General features: G+C 30.6%; 15 protein-coding genes, 2 tRNA genes, 2 rRNA genes, 1 pseudogene and 1 other annotated feature. Of the genes and pseudogenes, 13 read left to right on the plus strand and 7 right to left on the minus strand.

The annotated features are described in order from the left end of the window. The 4 genes from BUA92_RS21380 to glcT form a co-directional block, all read left to right on the plus strand. Positions 1-132: ribosomal RNA gene (locus tag BUA92_RS21380) — 23S ribosomal RNA — on the plus strand; the annotation flags it as partial. A 74-nt stretch (positions 133-206) separates the two neighbouring features. Further along, a 5S ribosomal RNA gene (gene rrf / locus BUA92_RS21385) occupies positions 207-323 on the plus strand. Between the two features lie 5 nt (positions 324-328). After that, positions 329-404, plus strand: a tRNA-Lys gene (locus BUA92_RS21390). A 207-nt stretch (positions 405-611) separates the two neighbouring features. After that, positions 612-1,469: a glucose PTS transporter transcription antiterminator GlcT gene (glcT, locus tag BUA92_RS21395; RefSeq protein WP_073022676.1), complete on the plus strand. Its 858-nt coding sequence runs from the start codon at positions 612-614 to the stop codon at positions 1,467-1,469. A gap of 27 nt (positions 1,470-1,496) precedes the next feature. Here glcT and BUA92_RS21400 read toward each other — a convergent pair whose 3' ends face one another. Continuing rightward, the gene (locus BUA92_RS21400; RefSeq protein WP_073022677.1) at positions 1,497-1,976 is read right to left on the minus strand and encodes a PTS sugar transporter subunit IIA; all 480 of its coding nucleotides are present in this window, start codon (positions 1,974-1,976) and stop codon (positions 1,497-1,499) included. Positions 1,977-2,445: 469 nt separating this feature from the next. Between BUA92_RS21400 and nagE the strand changes: the two genes are divergently transcribed. Continuing rightward, positions 2,446-3,930, plus strand: a complete 1,485-nt coding sequence (nagE, locus tag BUA92_RS21405) for an N-acetylglucosamine-specific PTS transporter subunit IIBC (protein ID WP_073022678.1) — start codon at positions 2,446-2,448, stop codon at positions 3,928-3,930. A gap of 41 nt (positions 3,931-3,971) precedes the next feature. On the opposite strand, the gene asnB is transcribed toward nagE, so the two are convergent. Both asnB and BUA92_RS21415 read right to left on the minus strand, forming a co-directional pair. Further along, the gene (gene asnB / locus BUA92_RS21410; protein ID WP_073022679.1) at positions 3,972-5,813 is read right to left on the minus strand and encodes an asparagine synthase (glutamine-hydrolyzing); all 1,842 of its coding nucleotides are present in this window, start codon (positions 5,811-5,813) and stop codon (positions 3,972-3,974) included. Between the two features lie 141 nt (positions 5,814-5,954). Next, entirely contained in the window at positions 5,955-6,392 is a 438-nt protein-coding gene (locus tag BUA92_RS21415) for an RrF2 family transcriptional regulator (RefSeq protein ID WP_073022680.1), read from the minus strand. Positions 6,393-6,689: 297 nt separating this feature from the next. Between BUA92_RS21415 and BUA92_RS21420 the strand changes: the two genes are divergently transcribed. Together BUA92_RS21420 and BUA92_RS21425 are read left to right on the plus strand one after the other, a co-directional pair. After that, positions 6,690-7,640, plus strand: coding sequence for an L-lactate dehydrogenase (locus tag BUA92_RS21420; protein ID WP_073022681.1), 951 nt, complete (start codon positions 6,690-6,692; stop codon positions 7,638-7,640). 59 nt (positions 7,641-7,699) lie between these two features. Beyond that, positions 7,700-7,775, plus strand: a tRNA-Lys gene (locus BUA92_RS21425). 84 nt (positions 7,776-7,859) lie between these two features. On the opposite strand, the gene BUA92_RS21430 is transcribed toward BUA92_RS21425, so the two are convergent. Continuing rightward, positions 7,860-9,107 carry an MFS transporter gene (locus BUA92_RS21430; RefSeq protein WP_073022682.1) on the minus strand — a complete coding sequence of 416 codons (1,248 nt, stop codon included), beginning with the start codon at positions 9,105-9,107 and terminating at the stop codon, positions 7,860-7,862. A 152-nt stretch (positions 9,108-9,259) separates the two neighbouring features. Here BUA92_RS21430 and BUA92_RS21435 point away from each other — a divergent pair, with 152 nt between their 5' ends. The 6 genes and pseudogenes from BUA92_RS21435 (at position 9,260) to BUA92_RS21460 (ending at position 14,767) form a co-directional block, all read left to right on the plus strand. Further along, a complete protein-coding gene (locus tag BUA92_RS21435; protein WP_073022683.1) occupies positions 9,260-10,162 on the plus strand; it encodes an AEC family transporter in 903 nt (300 codons plus the stop codon). A gap of 139 nt (positions 10,163-10,301) precedes the next feature. Further along, complete coding sequence (locus tag BUA92_RS21440) at positions 10,302-12,269, plus strand: methyl-accepting chemotaxis protein (RefSeq protein ID WP_073022684.1); 1,968 nt, start codon at positions 10,302-10,304, stop codon at positions 12,267-12,269. Between the two features lie 113 nt (positions 12,270-12,382). Further along, positions 12,383-12,631, plus strand: a binding site (T-box leader). Between the two features lie 56 nt (positions 12,632-12,687). Beyond that, positions 12,688-12,849 (plus strand): YezD family protein, encoded by a 162-nt coding sequence (locus BUA92_RS21445; protein WP_073022685.1) that lies wholly within the window; start codon positions 12,688-12,690, stop codon positions 12,847-12,849. Next, a complete protein-coding gene (locus tag BUA92_RS21450; RefSeq protein WP_073022686.1) occupies positions 12,849-13,295 on the plus strand; it encodes a hypothetical protein in 447 nt (148 codons plus the stop codon). The genes BUA92_RS21445 and BUA92_RS21450 overlap by 1 nt, the downstream gene beginning before the upstream one ends. 54 nt (positions 13,296-13,349) lie before the next feature. Continuing rightward, positions 13,350-13,763: an RrF2 family transcriptional regulator gene (locus BUA92_RS21455; RefSeq protein WP_278335158.1), complete on the plus strand. Its 414-nt coding sequence runs from the start codon at positions 13,350-13,352 to the stop codon at positions 13,761-13,763. Positions 13,764-13,867: 104 nt separating this feature from the next. Then, positions 13,868-14,767: pseudogene (locus BUA92_RS21460) on the plus strand (radical SAM protein). 188 nt (positions 14,768-14,955) lie between these two features. Here BUA92_RS21460 and hydF read toward each other — a convergent pair. Genes hydF through BUA92_RS21475 form a run of 3 tightly spaced genes read right to left on the minus strand, consistent with a single transcriptional unit; the run spans position 14,956 to position 17,854 of the window. After that, positions 14,956-16,152 carry a [FeFe] hydrogenase H-cluster maturation GTPase HydF gene (gene hydF, locus BUA92_RS21465; RefSeq protein ID WP_073022688.1) on the minus strand — a complete coding sequence of 399 codons (1,197 nt, stop codon included), beginning with the start codon at positions 16,150-16,152 and terminating at the stop codon, positions 14,956-14,958. 20 nt (positions 16,153-16,172) lie between these two features. After that, complete coding sequence (gene hydG, locus BUA92_RS21470) at positions 16,173-17,585, minus strand: [FeFe] hydrogenase H-cluster radical SAM maturase HydG (protein ID WP_073022689.1); 1,413 nt, start codon at positions 17,583-17,585, stop codon at positions 16,173-16,175. A gap of 23 nt (positions 17,586-17,608) precedes the next feature. Further along, a complete protein-coding gene (locus tag BUA92_RS21475) occupies positions 17,609-17,854 on the minus strand; it encodes a TM1266 family iron-only hydrogenase system putative regulator (protein WP_021803840.1) in 246 nt (81 codons plus the stop codon). Positions 17,855-18,037 lie beyond the last annotated feature (183 nt).

The following is an 18,037-nucleotide window of genomic DNA, read 5'->3' on the forward strand; positions in this document are numbered from 1 at the left end:
CCACCTCAAGATAAGATTTCCCATAGAGTAATCTAGTAAGATCCCTTGAAGAACACAAGGTTGATAGGTGAGGGGTGTAAGTGTGGTAACATATTTAGCTGACTCATACTAATAGATCGAGGGCTTGACCAATAAGTTAACTGGAATATATATTATTAAATGAACTTACGTGCAATTTTGAAAGAACAAAATTCTTTCATAATATATTTGGTGATAATGGCATAAAGGTAACACCCCTTCCCATTCCGAACAGGATCGTTAAGCTTTATTACGCCGATGGTACTGCATGGGAGACTGTGTGGGAGAGTAGGAAGTCGCCAAATATTATGGTTCACTAGCTCAGTCGGTAGAGCACATGACTTTTAATCATGGTGTCCGGGGTTCGATTCCCCGGTGAGCCACCAAAAGATTCTAGAATTTTCTAGGATCTTTTTTTATTTTAAAAAGTTTATAATAAAAGGATTGATTATTAGTTTATTTAATAAATTTTAAAAAATATAGTTGTGTTTTATATGTTTACACTTTACAATTGACATTATAAGGTTTTAAAACAGGTATTAGTTGAATGAAGTTAAAGTCTTATATTATCATTTTAGTAAGAAGGTGAATATGTGAATAGCTCTTTAAAAGAAGATTGTGAAATAATTAAAGCATTTAATAACAACATAGTACTTGTTCAATCGGAAGGAAAAGAAAAAATGCTCTTTCAGAAGGGGATTGGATTTAGCAAAAGACCAGGAGATAAAGTACTTAAAGGAACAGAAATAGAAAAGATATTCATAATTGAAGATAAAGATAATATAAGAAATTTTAAGACTTTAATAAGTAATTTAGAAGAAGAGTTTGTTGGTTTTTGTGAAGAGCTTATATTTTTTATATCTAAAGAATTAAATGAGGAGTTAAGTGAAAATATACATATAGGATTAATAGATCACTTATTCTTCGCAATAAAAAGATTAAAAGGTAATGAAGAAATACAAAATCCATTTATAGCTGAAATAGAGACTTTATACAATAAAGAGTTTACTTTAGCGCAACAGGTTGCAATAAAAATAGAAGAGTCTTTAGGTGTATATATACCTGATGGAGAGGCTGGATTTATTGCCTTGCATATACATTCTGCAAGAAATAATGGTAAACTTTCTAATACTATTAAATATAGCTTTATAAGTAACACTATAATCGAATATATTGAGGATACACTAGATATTGAAATAGATAAGAAATCATTAGACTATGCTCGATTTTTAACACATCTAAGATTTGCGATAGAAAGAATAAGAACTAATACACCTATAACAAATGATTTTATAGATGTCATAAAGCGTAAATATCGTAAATCATATAATATTGCTAAGTATGTTGCAGAAATATTAAAAGAAAATTTAGATGATGTGGATGTAGTTGAAGATGAAATAGCCTATTTAGCTATGCATATAGAAAGGTTTAGAGTTTCTCTATCAAAATAAAAAGGTGCTAAGATTTAGCACCTTTTCTTATTTTGTTTTATAAGTTAAAATAGTATCTTTTCCCGCTTCTACAGATTGACCTATAGAAGGATTAAGTGACTTTACAGAATCCATATTTGTAATAACTATAGGAGTTACTAATGGTAAATTTTTTGATTTTATGAATTCTCTATCTATTTTTAAAAGAGGAGTTCCAGCTTTAACCTTTGCACCTTGTTCACATAGAAGCTCAAAACCTTCTCCATCTAAAGAAACTGTATCCATGCCAATATGAATTAATAATTCTATTCCATTGGATAAAGTCATAGCTAGAGCATGTTTAGTTTTAAATACTAGAGTTAATTCTCCATCAGCTGGAGCTACTACTAAGTCTCCTGTTGGGTCTATTGCTATACCATCACCAGTCATTTTTTCTGCGAAAACTGGATCTGGTACAGCGGAAAGATCTACAGTTTTACCTGAAATAGGAGCTACAAGTTTTAATTCTTTACTAAATAATCCAAACATAAATATTAACTAATTATTTTATAAAAACAATTAGTACAGTTCACTTCCTTTCAATTACTAATTTAAATATACATGTTAAATGAGGTGTAATCTAATAAGCATTCTTTAAATAGTTCTTATAAATTTACACAACCTATTAAAAAAAGGCATAAGTTTAATACTAAACTTATGCCTGATTAACAGTTACATGTTCAATGTAATTATATACACTGATATATATTTTGTCAATCAATAGTAATTTGTATAAAAATAAAAATTTAAAAAATAATTTAATGTAACCGTTGACTAATAAAAAATAATAGTATATACTTGTCTTGTAATTAATAAGTAACTGATACAGCGTGTAACTAGTATAGGGCATTAGCTGGAAAGAGTATATTATGTGTATATTCTTTTCCAGCTTTTTTATTTGCAATTATTTATGATAATTTGCTGATATCAGTAAAAACTATATTCAGGAGGGATTTATATGTCAAAAGGAAACAACAGAGTATTAGCTTTCTTACAAAAGATAGGTAAAGCACTAATGACTCCAGTAGCAGTAATGCCAGCTGCCGCTATACTATTAAGATTAGGTCAAAATGATGTATGGACATGGACTGGTAATAAGTACTTAATGGAAAAAGGTATTCCAATAATAGCTCAAGCTGGAGATGCTATTTTTGGTACTTTATATTTAGGTAAAGGTGATGGGGCAACACCTATTTCGATACTGGGGTTATTATTTGCAGTAGGTATTGCAATTGGTTTAGCTGAAGAAAATAATGGAGTAGCGGCACTATCAGCAACAGTAGGATTTTTAGTATTACAAAAGGTTGCATCAGCTATTAACCCAACTATAAACATGGGAGTATTTGCAGGATTTATAGCAGGTATATTAGCAGGTATATTATATAATAAATTTAAAGATATTCAACTTCCACAGTTTTTAGGATTTTTTGCCGGTAAAAGGTTTGTACCTATAGCGACATCTTTCATTATGATCGCGTTAGGTGTATTAGCAGGTTATGTATGGCCAGCTATCCAAACAGGATTAGATTCATTTGGAAACTTCGTTGCTGATTCAGGTTCAGCAGGAACATTTGGATTTGGACTATTAAACAGATTACTAATACCATTTGGATTACATCACGTAATGAACTCTATATTCTGGTTTACATTTGGAACATTCACTAATGCAGCTGGTGAAATAGTTAGAGGAGACTTAACTAGATACTTTGCAGGAGATCCAGCTTCTGGAGCATTTATGACTGGATTTTTCCCAATAATGATGTTTGGTCTTCCAGCAGCTTGTTTAGCAATGATAACAGCAGCTAAAAAAGAAAAGAAAAAAGAAGTTACAGGAATGCTTTTAGGAATAGCATTTACATCATTCTTAACAGGTATTACTGAACCAATAGAATTCTTATTTATGTTCTTAGCTCCAGTATTATATGGAATACATGCAGTTTTAACTGGTATAGCAGGAGCAGTAACATATGCTCTAAACATGAAATTAGGATTTGGATTCTCAGCAGGATTTATAGATTATGCATTAAACTTTAGCAAATCTAATACAAGTAATCCATTAGGATTAGCACTGGTTGGTTTAGTATTTGGAGCTATATACTACTTCGTATTCTTATTCTACATTAAGAAATTTGATGTAAAAACTCCAGGTAGAGAAGATGATGATGAAGTTGAGATTGAAGTAAAGGCATCAACAAAATCTTCTGATTTAGCAGGTAAAGCTAAAGGAATACTTGAAGCAATAGGCGGAAAAGAAAATATACAAACAATAGATGCTTGTGTAACAAGAATAAGATTATCTTTAAATGACGGAAATAAGATAAATGAGAGAGAACTTAAGAAGTTAGGTGCTTCAGGAGTAATGAAGATGGGCGAAGGTAACTACCAAATAGTAGTAGGTACTTTAGCAGATCCAATAGTTAGTCAAATGAAAAAATTATTATAAGTAATATATTAAGAGGCTAGGAAATTTCCTAGCCTTTACTTTTATATTTTAATATTAACATTATAAATATCAAGCCACATATTTAATTGAATCAAATAAGCTATAAATTGAGGACCCATCATAAGCTGACCATACCAAGGAATTTTATATGATTCTCCTTTACTATCCACAATTTGCTGTATTTTTGTTTTATCAACAATTTCGAGTATAGGTGAAGATGGATTATTTAAAATCTTGTTCATCTCTTTGCATACAGCTTCAGTATAAATAGGATGATAGGTTTTTGGGTAAGGGCTTTTCTTTCTTTCAACAATTTCTTTCGGCAATATATTTTTTAATGAGCTTCTTAATAGACCCTTTTCACGTCCATGTAGGAATTTGATTTTTGAAGGAATATTAAATGCATATTGAACTAGTCTAGGGTCAGCAAAAGGAACTCTAACTTCAAGAGAGTTAGACATGCTCATTCTATCTTTTCTGTTTAATAAGTTTACCATAAACCACTTTATATTAAGATAAAATAATTCTCTCATTCTATGCTCATAACTATTTTCATTATCCAAATGAGGGACTTTAGCTAAAGAAGCATTATAATGATAATTTACCATTTCTTCTATCTTTAAATTTTTCATATTTGGACTTAAAATATCAAGTCTATTTGAAGTGAATCTAGACCAAGGAAAGGTATTGGCTTTATACATGTCTTTATTTGTAAACCAAGGATAACCACCAAATATCTCATCTGCACATTCACCAGATAGGGCAACTACGTAATCTTTTCTTATTTCTTTACAAGCCAAGAAAAGAGATGAATCTATATCTGCCATACCAGGTAAATCTTTTGCAATTAAAGCATCCTTTAAATAACTTACTAAATCTATATTTTTTATCATTATTGTTTTATGATTGCTATCTATATATTTAGATGTGAATAAAGCCCATTCCTCATCAGAGGTTGGTTGAAAAAGAGAAGCTTTAAAATAGTTTTCATTATCCTCAAAGTCAATTGAGTAGGTAGTTAATTTTTTACCTTTGTCTTTAAAGTTTTTTGATGCTACTGCAGCTATAGCAGAGGAGTCTAATCCTCCAGATAAAAAGGTACATAAAGGAACATCACCTACAAGTTGTCTACTAATTGCATCAACTAATAAAGACTCTAAATGTTCAACAGCTTCATCTTCGTTTTCGGTGTATTCCTCTGCCTTAAGAGTCCAATATTCTTTTAAATTAAATTCTTTAGGAGAAAAGGTTATAAAATTTCCAGGCGGAACTTCATCTATATCATTAAATATACCACTACCTAGAGCTGTAGCAGGTCCAAGTGAAAGAAGTTCTGTAATTCCAGTTTCATCTACTAAAGTTGATATATAAGGATGAGCTAAGAGTGTTTTTATTTCAGAACCAAATATTAAAGAGTTTCCTTTAACTGAATAGAATAGGGGTTTAACACCTAACGGATCTCTAGCTAAAAATATTTCTTTAGTTTTTTTATTAAAAATACAGAATGCAAAAATTCCATTAAATTTATCTAAACAGTCTATACCCCAATGAATATATGAGGTTAAGAGAACTTCTGTATCTGAATATGAATCAAATTTATATCCATAAGACAATAAATCTTTTCTTAGATCCTCTGTGTTATATAATTCACCATTATAAACTAAAACATACTCATTTCCATTGATAACTTTAGTCATAGGTTGGCTACCGCCCTCTGGATCTACTACTACTAGACGTCTATGACCTAATAGTACATTTTCATTGGTATAAAAACCTCCACTATTTGGACCTCTGAGTTTAAGAGTATCCGTCATACTTTCAATTATATGATAAAAAGAAGATAAATCTTTAGAAAAATCAATCCAACCAGCTATTCCGCACATAATCATTACCTCGCTATAAATTTAATATATTTTATTGTATAAGTTATACTATGAAATATTAAAAAATATAGTTACAAATGAATGTTTTACTGAGGATTTTAGTAAAGAGAAAAGGCTTTATAAAGAAAGTCTTTATAAAGCCTATATACAGAAATCTGGTTCGATTTTAGATTTATACTCATCCACTAAATCTGCTAAAGTTATATTATCAACAACATTATCAACAGCGTCCCTCATCTTATTCCATATTCCTATAGTTACATAAATAGTAGCATTATCGGAATTAGGTTTGTTAGTTGGATTGTAATCTACTGGGTAAAAAGGACCTTCCAATACTCTCAGTAACATACCTATAGTTATATCTGATGGATCAGAAGCTAACATATATCCGCCTTGAGATCCACGTACACTTCTAACATATCCAGATTTATTTAGTGGAGTTACTATCTGTTCCAGATATTTTTCAGAGATTTCTTGTCTTGCCGCAATATCTTTTAATGGTACTAAATCTTGATTATAATGAATAGCTAAATCAATCATTAGCTGAACGCCGTATCTACCTTTTGTGGATATTTTCACTACATACACCTCTTTTGATTAAAAATTCTTTTCTCATTATAAGTTATTATAAAGCATATCAAGTTACTAGGCAATTATAATATTTATGTAAACTGACAAGGTATTTGTACAATATAAAAAATAGTAATATTATTTTAGCTAAATTATAATAATATTATTGATAAAATTATAACTGTATTAAAATCCTATAGGAATTATATCAATTAACTATTTTCATATAAAAATTAAAATAAATTGATATTCACAGATAATAGAATTTAGTATAATAAAAACTATAAAACTTAAGGAGGAAAATCAATGGGAATTAAATCTAGAAAAGTAGCAATTGTAGGAACTGGATTAGTGGGATCTAGTATAGGATTTAGTTTGATTACTCAGGGTGTATGCGAAGAGATTCTTATGATAGATATCAATGAAGAAAAAGCACTTGGGGAAGCGATGGATTTAAATCACTGCATTGAGTATTTAGATCAACATACAAAAGTAAAAGTAGGAAGATATGAAGATTGTGGAGATGTTGATGCCATAATAATAACGGCTGGACCACCACCAAAGCCAGGAAAATCAAGACTCGATACCTTAGATGCATCAGCTAGAATAATGGAATCTATAATAACACCTATAATGGAAAGTGGATTTAGCGGTCATTTTATAATAATATCAAATCCTGTAGATATAATGGCTTATCATGTTTGGAAGTTATCAGGATTACCTAAAAGTCATGTTATAGGTACTGGAACTTCAGTAGATTCAGCGAGATTGAAACACTTTATTGCAGATTTATTTGATGTTGATCCTAGAAGTGTTCAGGCATATTCTATGGGAGAACATGGTGACTCTCAAATGGTGCCTTGGTCACATGTATATATAGGTGGAAAGCCATTTAATAAAGTTATAAATGATAACAAACATAGAGTTGGAGATATAGACTTAGATAAATTAGTATCAGATACAGCTAAAGCTGGATGGGAAGTATTTAATAGAAAAGGTACGACATATTATGGAATAGCTACTGCTGCAGTAGGTGTTTTAAAGGCTATATTTAATGATGAAAATAGAATTATACCCGTATCTACGCTATTAGAAGGTGAGTATGGATTTGATGGAGTTTTCGCAGGAGTACCAGCAGTATTAAATAGAAATGGAGTTAAAGAACTAGTTGAAATAGAGATGACAGAAGAGGAAAAAGTAAAATTTGATAAATCAGTTAACCTAATTAAAGATTACTGCAATACATTGAAATATTAATTATTATTGACAATAATAATTAAATAATATATAATTTAAAATTGTGTTATGTAGTACGGGATTCACTAGCTCAGTCGGTAGAGCACATGACTTTTAATCATGGTGTCCGGGGTTCGATTCCCCGGTGAGTCACCAATTATATAATTTAACAAGATAACTTGCTTAGCTTAAAATAAGAAAATGCTGTTTTTTGTATCTTACAAGAAACAGCATTTTTATTTAGTCTGTAATAAATTCTGCTTTTGGTTCTTCTTCAACCTTTAAAAATATTATTCCACCAACAATAAATAATATGATTAAACTTAAAATTCCATACCTAGATTCTCCAGTAAGGGTTCCAACAATACCTATTAGTAAGGGCCCAAATATTGATGAAATTCTTCCAAAGATATTATATATACCAAAATATTCAGCAGAATTTTCTTTAGGTATTAACTTTCCAAAATAAGATCTACTTAAAGCTTGTATACCACCTTGAGCACTAGCTACAAGAAATGATAATATCCAAAAGTCCAATGGTGTTTTTAAAAAGAAACCGTATATAGAAACTATGCTATAGGTTATTATCCCTACTAAAATCATTATTCTAGGAGAAAAAACCTTAGATAATTTGCCGTATAAAAGTGCAAAAGGAAAAGCTATTATTTGTATAAATATGAGTATTATCATTAGTGTATTGCTATTGATTCCAACATCTATACCATAAGCAGTAGCCATGGTTATTACTGTATGAACACCATCTATATAAAAGAAATATGCTAAAAGAAAATAGAAAACATTTTTATTGTTTTTAGTAGCCTTTATTGTAGTAATTAGCTTCTTAATGCTAGTGCTTAAATGTTTAGGACTACCTTCTATATAGTATTTTTGATGGACATTTCTAAACATAGGGACAGTAAATATAAACCACCAAACAGCTGTAAGTAGAAAAGAAATTTGTGTAGCAAGTATTGTATTCATATTTAAACTTTCAGCGTTTGTTATTAATAAAATAGATAAGATAAATGGAATTGTTCCACCTATGTATCCCCAGGCAAAACCAGAAGATGAGATTAAATCCATTCTTTCATTATCAGTTACATCTGTTAAAAATGAATCATAAAATATATTTGAGCCAGAAAATCCTATGGTTGTGATGATGTAAATAACTAAGCAATAAATCCAATTGTTTTCGCCAACAGTAGCTAAAAGTGCCGTTGAAATAATAGAAATAAGTGCAAAAATAGAAAATAATTTTTTCTTAAATCCTTTATAATCTGCAATAGTTCCTAATAATGGAGCTAGTACGGCTATTATTAAAGTAGCAAAAGAATTGGCATATCCCCAGTAGGCTGTAGAAATATTATCCGCTAATCCAACGCCTGCAACACTCTTAAAAAACACAGGTAAAATAGCAGTAGTTATGGTTATGGAATAAGCAGAATTTCCGAAATCTTGTAGTATCCAGCTTCTTTCTTCTTTATTCACTTACACTCCCCCTTAAACTTTTTCATAATTTAATTATAAATCAGAATAAGTGAAATATTTGTATAAATTGGGAGAGTTAACAATAATTAATTTAGCTTTAACAAATATCTCTATAATATTACATACTTTAATTAATTTTATGGAGGCTGTTTATGGATATATATGCTCAAATTACAATTTTGTTTTTAATAATGCTTATAGGAGGTTACGCTAGGAAAAAAGATATATTGAATGAAACCTTAGAAAGAGGATTATCAAATTTTTTATTAAATATAACATTACCGTTACTTGTAATTAATTCTTTTGATTTTAATTTTAGTAAGGATATGTTCAACAATATTATATTAGCACTTATTTACAGTATTATTGCATTTATAATTGCTATAATTTTGTCTAATATCATATTTAATAGAGTTGAAGTTGGAAGAAGAGAGGTATTAAAATTTTGTGGAGTATTTTGTAATTGTGGATTTATGGGATTTCCTATAATAGAAAGCATTTATGGAAAAGAAGGATTAGTTTATGCGTCTATATTTAATATGATTTTTACTATACTTATTTGGACCTATGGAGTAAGACTTTATGGAGGTAAGAGCAGTATAAGTAATTTAAGAAGTTTACTCAAAAATCCAGGAATACTATCCGTAATAATTGGGTTATTTATAATGGCTACACCAATAAATCTTCCCTCAGTAATAAAATCTGTGATTGAGATTGTAGGCGGTATGACGACTCCTCTATCTATGATAATTACGGGGAGTATGATGGCAGGTATATCATTAAAAGCACAATTTAAAAATAAAAGTATGTATTTAGGCATAGCTACAAGACTTTTGATTATACCGTTAGTTTTATATATTATTACGTTAGCAATAAATCTAAAATCTGTGCCAGCGAGTAGCATAGTAATAATTGAGGCTATGCCAGTTGGAGCTACGGCATCTATTTTCTCTCAGACCTTTAATAGGGAAAAAGAACTGTCAGCTTTTTCTGTTTTTATGAGTACATTAATATCAATGATTACTATACCTATAATAGTTGGGATTGTTGTATAGAGATAGGGAAAACCCTATCTCTATTTAAAAATATTTTTATACAAAACATAAAGTAAACGTTTATACTTAAGTAAAAATATGGTAAGATATAAGTGGTTTGATATAGTTTATAATTTAAGTATAGCTAGGAGTGTATATTATGACAAAAAGAACTCATATTATAGGAATCCGGTATAAATTAATGACAAGCTTATTATCTATTTGCTTAGTACCATTGTTAATATTGGGCATCGGTAGTTACTTGCAGGCCAGATCATCATTAATAGACAAGTTTGAGATTTCCAGTGAACAAGTGATTCCTGAAGTAATTGAAAAGTTTAATAAATACCCTGTGCAAATATCAATGGCTTCAAGTAACACTATACTTATGGATTCTAAATCAGAGCAGAAGGATATTAAGGATTATTTACAGAAATTCAAAGAGAGAAATGAAGATGTGTTAAATGTATTTTTCTTTACTGAAAAGGGAGAAGCTTTTTCTTATCCTGATGAGAAGAAAATAACTAACCCTAAAAGTGAAGTTTGGTATGAAAAAGCTATAAATAATAATGGAAAAGTTATAAATAGCGACCCGCATAAAAGTTTGATGGCTGATGAATCGGTAGTTACTTTTGCGAAAACTGTTGAAGATAAAGGAAAGATTGTAGGTGTTATAGGTATGGAGATATCTATTAATAAACTTTCCTCAATAACTAATAAATATAGAATAGGAAACAAGGGATACATTTTTGTGGTTAATGAAGAAGGAAATGTAGTTACCTACCCAAGCAGGATAATTGGAAGCGATTCAGATACTAAAATATCTAATTGGGATGTAATTAAAAATAATGAAAATGGATCTACAGAAATAGATTTTAATAAAAGTCATATATTTACGACTTTTGGTACAGATTTAGGTACTGGCTTTAAAATTATCGCTGCTATGGATGAGTCAGAGTTAAAAGCGGATATAAGTGGAATAAAAAATATGATTTTCATAACAATTGGGGCAGTGATTGTGATAGCAGCATTGTTTTCTTTTTGGTTAAGCAATGGATTAGCTAAAAGTGCAAAGAAGCTAGAACAAGGGTTTAAAAAGGCTGCCGAAGGTGATTTAACAGTTAAAGTTGACATAAAGTCAAAAGACGAGTTTGGAGAATTAGGAAAAAACTTTAATTTTATGATAAAAAATATGTCAGCACTAATGCTAGAAGTTAAAAATTCTTCTAAAACGGTATTTGATACATCAACGAATTTAGGAGTTATGGCAGAGGAGAGCACGGCGTCTGTAGGACAAGTATATAATTCTATAGAAGAAATATCTAGGGGAATAATAGGGCAAGCTGGAAGTGCGCAAGAAGGAGTAAGTAATATAAATGAACTCTCAAACGAGATAGATGGAATAGTTGAAAATACTAAGGTTCTAAAATCTGTATCCTTAAATGCCTTAGAATTAGGAAATAAAGGCTTGAACATGGTTAAAGTTCTTGGTGAAAAATCAGATAGAAGTAAAATATCATCAAATGAAGCTAGCAAAATTGTATTAAATATGAATAAGAATACTGAAGAAATTAATAGAATTTCTGATGCTATAAAGGAAATAACAGAACAAACTAACCTTTTATCACTAAATGCGAGTATTGAAGCTGCAAGAGCAGGGGAAGCTGGAAGAGGATTTGCTGTGGTAGCCGATGAAATAAGAAAACTAGCAGAGCAATCTAGAAAATCTACTGAAGAAATAAGAAAAATAATTGAGAAAGTTCAAAGTATGTCTAAAGTAGCTATAAGTGCTATGGAGGAATCAAAAGTAACTGTAGAGGAGCAAGAGGTAGCAGTAAATGAAACAGAAAAAATATTTACACAAATACTAGATGCTATAAATCAGTTAACTAATAGAATAAAAGGTATTGCAGAATCAACTAGTGAAATATATTCAAAGAAAAATAAAGTAGTTCAAAAAATAGAAAGTATATCTGAGATATCGGAAGGGACAGCAGCTTCGTCGGAAGAAGTAGCAGCATCTACTGAACAGATAAATACAACTATGGATGAGGTAGCAAAGGGAGTAGAGGAACTTAGTTTAATAGCAAGTAATCTACAGTATGCTGTAGGAAAATTTAAATTATAATATATTAGTTAGCCGTTGTATAGAGTACAACGGCTTTAGATTTTTTAATAAAATATATTGACATCTATTTAACTATGATTTAATATAGTATAAAGTACATCGGAATAGTAGGAATAAAAACTATGAAAAAGTAGAGTAGCATAGAAAGTAGTTTCAGAGAGAAGGATTATGGTGGAATTCCTTTACGAAAGTCTATGTGAAGTGCACTTTTGAGATGAAGCTTGAACATATCTTCTATGTATAGATGATAAAGTATGGCTATCCGGAGTCATCCGTTATAATGATAGAATATGTAAATATTCAATAAGTGGAGTCATTTTGACTTAAATAGAGTGGAACCGCGGGGTAATCTCGTCTCTGTATATTAAATTATATAGAGGCGACTTTTTTATATAGTAACAATAAGGGGAGTGGTACTATGAAGGTGGAAAAATTATTAAGAGATAGTCCGGTTAATGAGCAAGTATCCCAAAAATTAAACGAGCTAATAAAAGGAATCAGTTATGGAACAGTTACAATAGTAATTCAAGACGGCAAGATTATACAGATAGAGAAAAATGAGAAATTCAGAATGAGGTGATGAGTATAATTACAAAACTAGATATAGGTTTAATAAACCTTATAAATAAGACAAGTTCAACTATGGATATATCCATTTATAATGAAAGTTTTTGGCATAGTATTTCTAAGGGAGGACTTTACAGTAATAAGCAAGGAAAACTTGTGTGTTTTCAAGAGGTACAATCACCAATGATAAATAGAGATATAGTAAATAGTAGGATTGAGATAAACATTATTGAGGACAAGAAAGTAAGCTTAAGGGTAATTGGAATTATTGAGAGATTTATAATAGATGAAGATGAGTTTAGGGGTTATGAAGAGACAATTAATAAGCTATTTGAAGATGTATTTTTAGATAATATATCTATAATTCGTCCTTATGAGATAATCAGCGATGACTTTGTATTTAGATTAGGGTCTGGGTATATTAATACATTAAGCATTCAGATAGATAAGGTGGTCTAGGGAAACTTGAAAGTTCAAAATTTAAATTAGAGCAAAGGAGAGTTTATTATTAATATATCAACTAAAGGAAGATATGGATTAATAGCTATGGTTTTTATAGCAATGAATCAACAAGAAGAGTACATTCCTTTGAATTTAATTGCTGAAAGACAAAATATTTCTCAGAATTATTTGTCTCAAATCTTTTTTTTGCTAAGGGGGGCTAATTTAGTTAAGAGTGTAAGAGGGTTTCAAGGAGGGTACTCACTTGCTAGAAAAGCCTCAGATATATATGTAGGAGATATACTTAGGGTAATAGAAGGAGAAACAAATTTAGCAAACATTCATAGTCACAATGACATTGAGGAAAGAATAAATATAGCGGTATGGGAAAATATAGATAAGCAGATAAATTCAGTATTATATTCAATTACTTTGGAACAATTAGCCAGTTCAGAGGGAGTATTCTTTTTAAATTCTATAAATTAAATATAGTATAGTATAGTAAAGTAAATACTGACTAGAGAACTAGAGGTATAAATCATGGAATAGTGATTTATACCTCTATTTTTTATATAAACGGAGGAGATTTTATGGCAGATTTTAATTTAGTTAAAAAGAAAAGCAGTGATTTTACACACCTTGCAAAATCCCATCCATGTTTGGGGGGAGAGGCACATAATAAGTTTGGTAGACTACATTTGCCAGTCAGTCCATCTTGTAATATACAGTGTAATTTTTGTAAAAGAGATTGTAATGGAGATGAAGACAGACCAGGAGTTGCTAATGGGATATTAAATTATAAGGATGCAGTAGATACAGTAAGAAAAGCTTTGGAACTTTGTCCTGAAATAACTGTTGTAGGAATAGCTTGACCAGGGGACACATTGGCAACCCCACATGCGTTGAAAGCTTTCGAATTAGTGGACAAGGAATATCCAGATCTTATAAAATGTTTGAGTACAAATGGGTTACTACTCCCTAAATATTATAAAAAAATTTATGATGTGGGTGTAAGAACTATAACAGTTACAGTTAATGCAGTTGATCCTAAGATACAAAGCCAAATAACTTCCTATATAGTACATGATAAAAAAGTATATTATGGGGAAGAAGGAGCTTCAATATTGATAAAAAACCAATTAGAGGGCATCCGCTTAATTAGTAGATTAGGAGTAATAGTAAAAGTAAACTCTGTATTAATACCTGGAATTAATGATGAGCATATTGAGGTTATATCTAAAACAGTTAAAGAAGCTGGAGCTACTTTATACAATATAATTCCACTTATTCCTCAACATGATCTAAGCCATATCAAGGCACCAGATTGTAATCAGCTAGATAAAGCAAGAATTGAAGCTGAAAAACATCTTGAAGTATTTAGGCACTGTAAACATTGCCGTGCAGATGCTTGTGGTATACCAGGGAAACAAGATTTATCAAGTAAGTTATATGGGACTAATAAATTTCTTGAAACTTTTTCGCATGGATAGAGTTTGGTTAAGTTTCTTACGGGTATAAAATTCAGGTATTTAAAACTTTAGAAACGTAGAAAATTAGAAATGTAGAAACGTAGAAATTTACAAACGTACAAATTTAGAAAATTAGAAACGTAGAAATTTTTAGTTTACAAAAAAGAACTTCTATGAAAAATCACAGAAGTTCTTTAAAAATAACTAAATTATTTTACTTCAGGAAACATGTTTACAACTCTATCTAAAATTCCATTTAGATGAGCAATAGCAGTACCAAAGTTTGTTATAGGCATATCATCAGCTTCAGCTTTAATAAGCCTGCTCATTAATTGTTTTCTTGTGAACATACAGCTTCCACATTGAATTATAAGCTTAAATTCTTTAAGATCTTCAGGGAAGTCTACTCCAGTTAAGTTTACGAATTCAACATCGCCGTACTTTTCTTTAATCCATATAGGAAGTTTTTCTCTTGCTATATCACCTTTTAATGCATGGTGAGTACAAGCTTCTGCTATAAGAACTTTATCTCCAGATTTTAGAGAATCCATAGCTCTAGCTCCTCTAACGAAGGTAGCTAAATCTCCTTTATATCTTGCCATAAGAATTGAGAAAGATGTTAAAGGAATATCTTCAGGAACTATTTTACTTACCTTATCAAACATTTGAGAGTCTGTTATAACTAAATCAGGAGCGCATTTTAAATCTTCTAATACGTCTATAAGCTCAGTATCTTTAACAGTTAGAGCCATTCCATCATAGTCTAATATGTCTCTGATTATTTGAACTTGAGGAAGTATAAGTCTTCCTTTTGGAGCTTGGATATCTTGAGGTGCTACTAAAACAACTCTTGCTTTTGGTCTAAGTATATCTCCAACTATAGCAGGAAGTTCAAAATCTGTAGGAGCAACATCTATGATAGCTTGTTTAAAACTACCTATGTTTTTCTTTTCCTTAGCACTTAAAGATACAAAAGGAATATTAAAATCAGATTTTAAAGAAGTTTCATCTAAAGAAAATTGATCTATCTTATTTATTACTCCTATTATAGGAATATTTCTTTTAGTTAATTCTTCTTTCCATGTCATCTCCATTGAGAAATCAGTAGATTCTCCTGTAAATACTAAAATAGCTAAATCTGTTCTATCCATTATATCGAAGGTTTTCTTTATTCTAAGTTCTCCTAAAGCTCCTTCATCATCTAAACCAGCTGTATCAACTATCATTACAGGGCCTAATGGAAGTAATTCCATTGCCTTAAATACTGGATCTGTAGTAGTTCCAGGAGTATCAGACACAAGGGCTATGTCTTGATTTGTTAAGGCATTTACTAAACTTGATTTTCCTGCATTTCTCTTTCCAAAAAAAGATATATGGAGTCTATTGGCTTTTGGGGTATCTAACATGTTTTTATTCCTCCTCTTAATTAGAAACGTAAATCTCTTTCTCCATTTTCTATTCTTTCAAGCTTCTTTAAGCAAGCTTCTTTAGCAGCTTCATTTGGTATGGTTTCAAGGTTTTTAAGTATAGCTTTTTCACCAACTTCTTTAGTTTCTTCATCAGCATAATCTATTAAATATTCTTTAAAAGTAAGTAAGGCATTAGGAAGACATACATTGTGTATTTGTCCAGATTTAGCTAAAGCCATAAATCTTTCTCCAGTTCTTCCTTCTCTATAACAAGCTGTGCAGTAACTTGGGACATATCCTTGATTACATAGGCTTCTCATAACTTCGCTAGGACTTCTTTCATCACTTACTTCAAATTGTGCTGTGTTTTCTTTAATTTTATTTTCATCAGCATATCCACCTACTCCAGTACAAGAGCCAGCAGAAACTTGAGATACACCTACAGATAATACTTCTTCTCTAAAATTAGCTTCTTCCCTAGTTGACAATATGATTCCTGTGTAAGGAACAGTTATTCTAAGGATTGCTACTAATTTCTTAAATTCTTCATCTTTTAACATGTGAGGATATTTATTTGTATCAACACCTTCAGCTGGTCTTAACCTTGGAACAGATAAAGTGTGTGGGCCTACCCCTGTTTCTTTATCTAAATGTTCTGCATGCATAAGTAAAGCTATAGTGTCGTATTTATGTTCATATAATCCGTAAAGTACACCCATTCCAACATCATCAATCCCAGCAGCTCTAGCTCTATGCATTGCTGTAGTATGCCAGTTGTAATTATGTTTTGGACCATTTGGATGTAGATTTTCGTAAGTAGGCTTATGGTATGTTTCTTGGAATAATATATAAGTACCTATACCAGCATCTTTAAGCAGTTCATATTCTTCAACAGTTGTTGCAGCTATATTTACGTTACATCTTCTGATAGCTCCATTATCAAATTTTAATGAATATATAGTTTTTAAAGATTCAAGAACATACTCTATAGGATTATTAATTGGATCTTCTCCAAGTTCTAAAGCAAGTCGTTTATGACCCATAGCTTCTAAAGCTTGTACCTCTTTTGCTATTTGATCTTGAGTTAATTTCTTTCTTAATAAATCGCTGTTGCAGTGTTGATAACCGCAATATTCACAATTATTTACACAGTGATTAGAAAGATATAAGGGAGCAAATAAAACGATTCTGTTTCCATAAATTCTTTCTTTAATTTCTCCAGCAACTTTAAACATTTCTTGAACTAACTCTTCATCTTCTACAGATAAAAGTACAGCCGCTTCTCTGTGGGTTAATCCTTTAAAGTCCCTAGATCTTTCAAGAAGGTTTTTTACGTATTCTTTATCTTGGGCTAATTTTTCACCTTCTTCAATACTTGAGTAAATTTCTTCATCAATAATAAATTCTTCTGCCTTATATTCTCTTATCATAATAAAAACACACTCCTCTAATATTACTTCTTTGTAATAGCAGACTTAACTTGAACGTACTTTATTCTTCCAAGCTTACCTGTTAAAGCACCTATTTCATCCGTTGTGCCGTCAACAATAATAGAAATTACAGATACCCCTTTTTCTCTATAGGGAATACCCATCCTGCCTACTATTATCTTGGCATAGTCATGAAGTATTTCATTAACAGAAGGAGCAGCTTCTAAGTTATCTAAAACAATGGCAACTACACCGACTCTATTTTCCATAATTACCTCCAAAAAATAAAACCCTCTGTCAGCAGAGGGTTAAAATTTTAACAAACTAGGAAAAAACAAAAATTTAATTAATCCAGTTGTCATATTAATCCTTTTGCTTAGAAACTTCCTTGCAATTAGAATGAAACTATATAACTAATTCCTAAAGTCAACTAAAAGAGAAAAGCTCTTCTA

This window comes from Clostridium intestinale DSM 6191 (assembly GCF_900130055.1).
Taxonomy (GTDB): domain Bacteria; phylum Bacillota; class Clostridia; order Clostridiales; family Clostridiaceae; genus Clostridium_T; species Clostridium_T intestinale.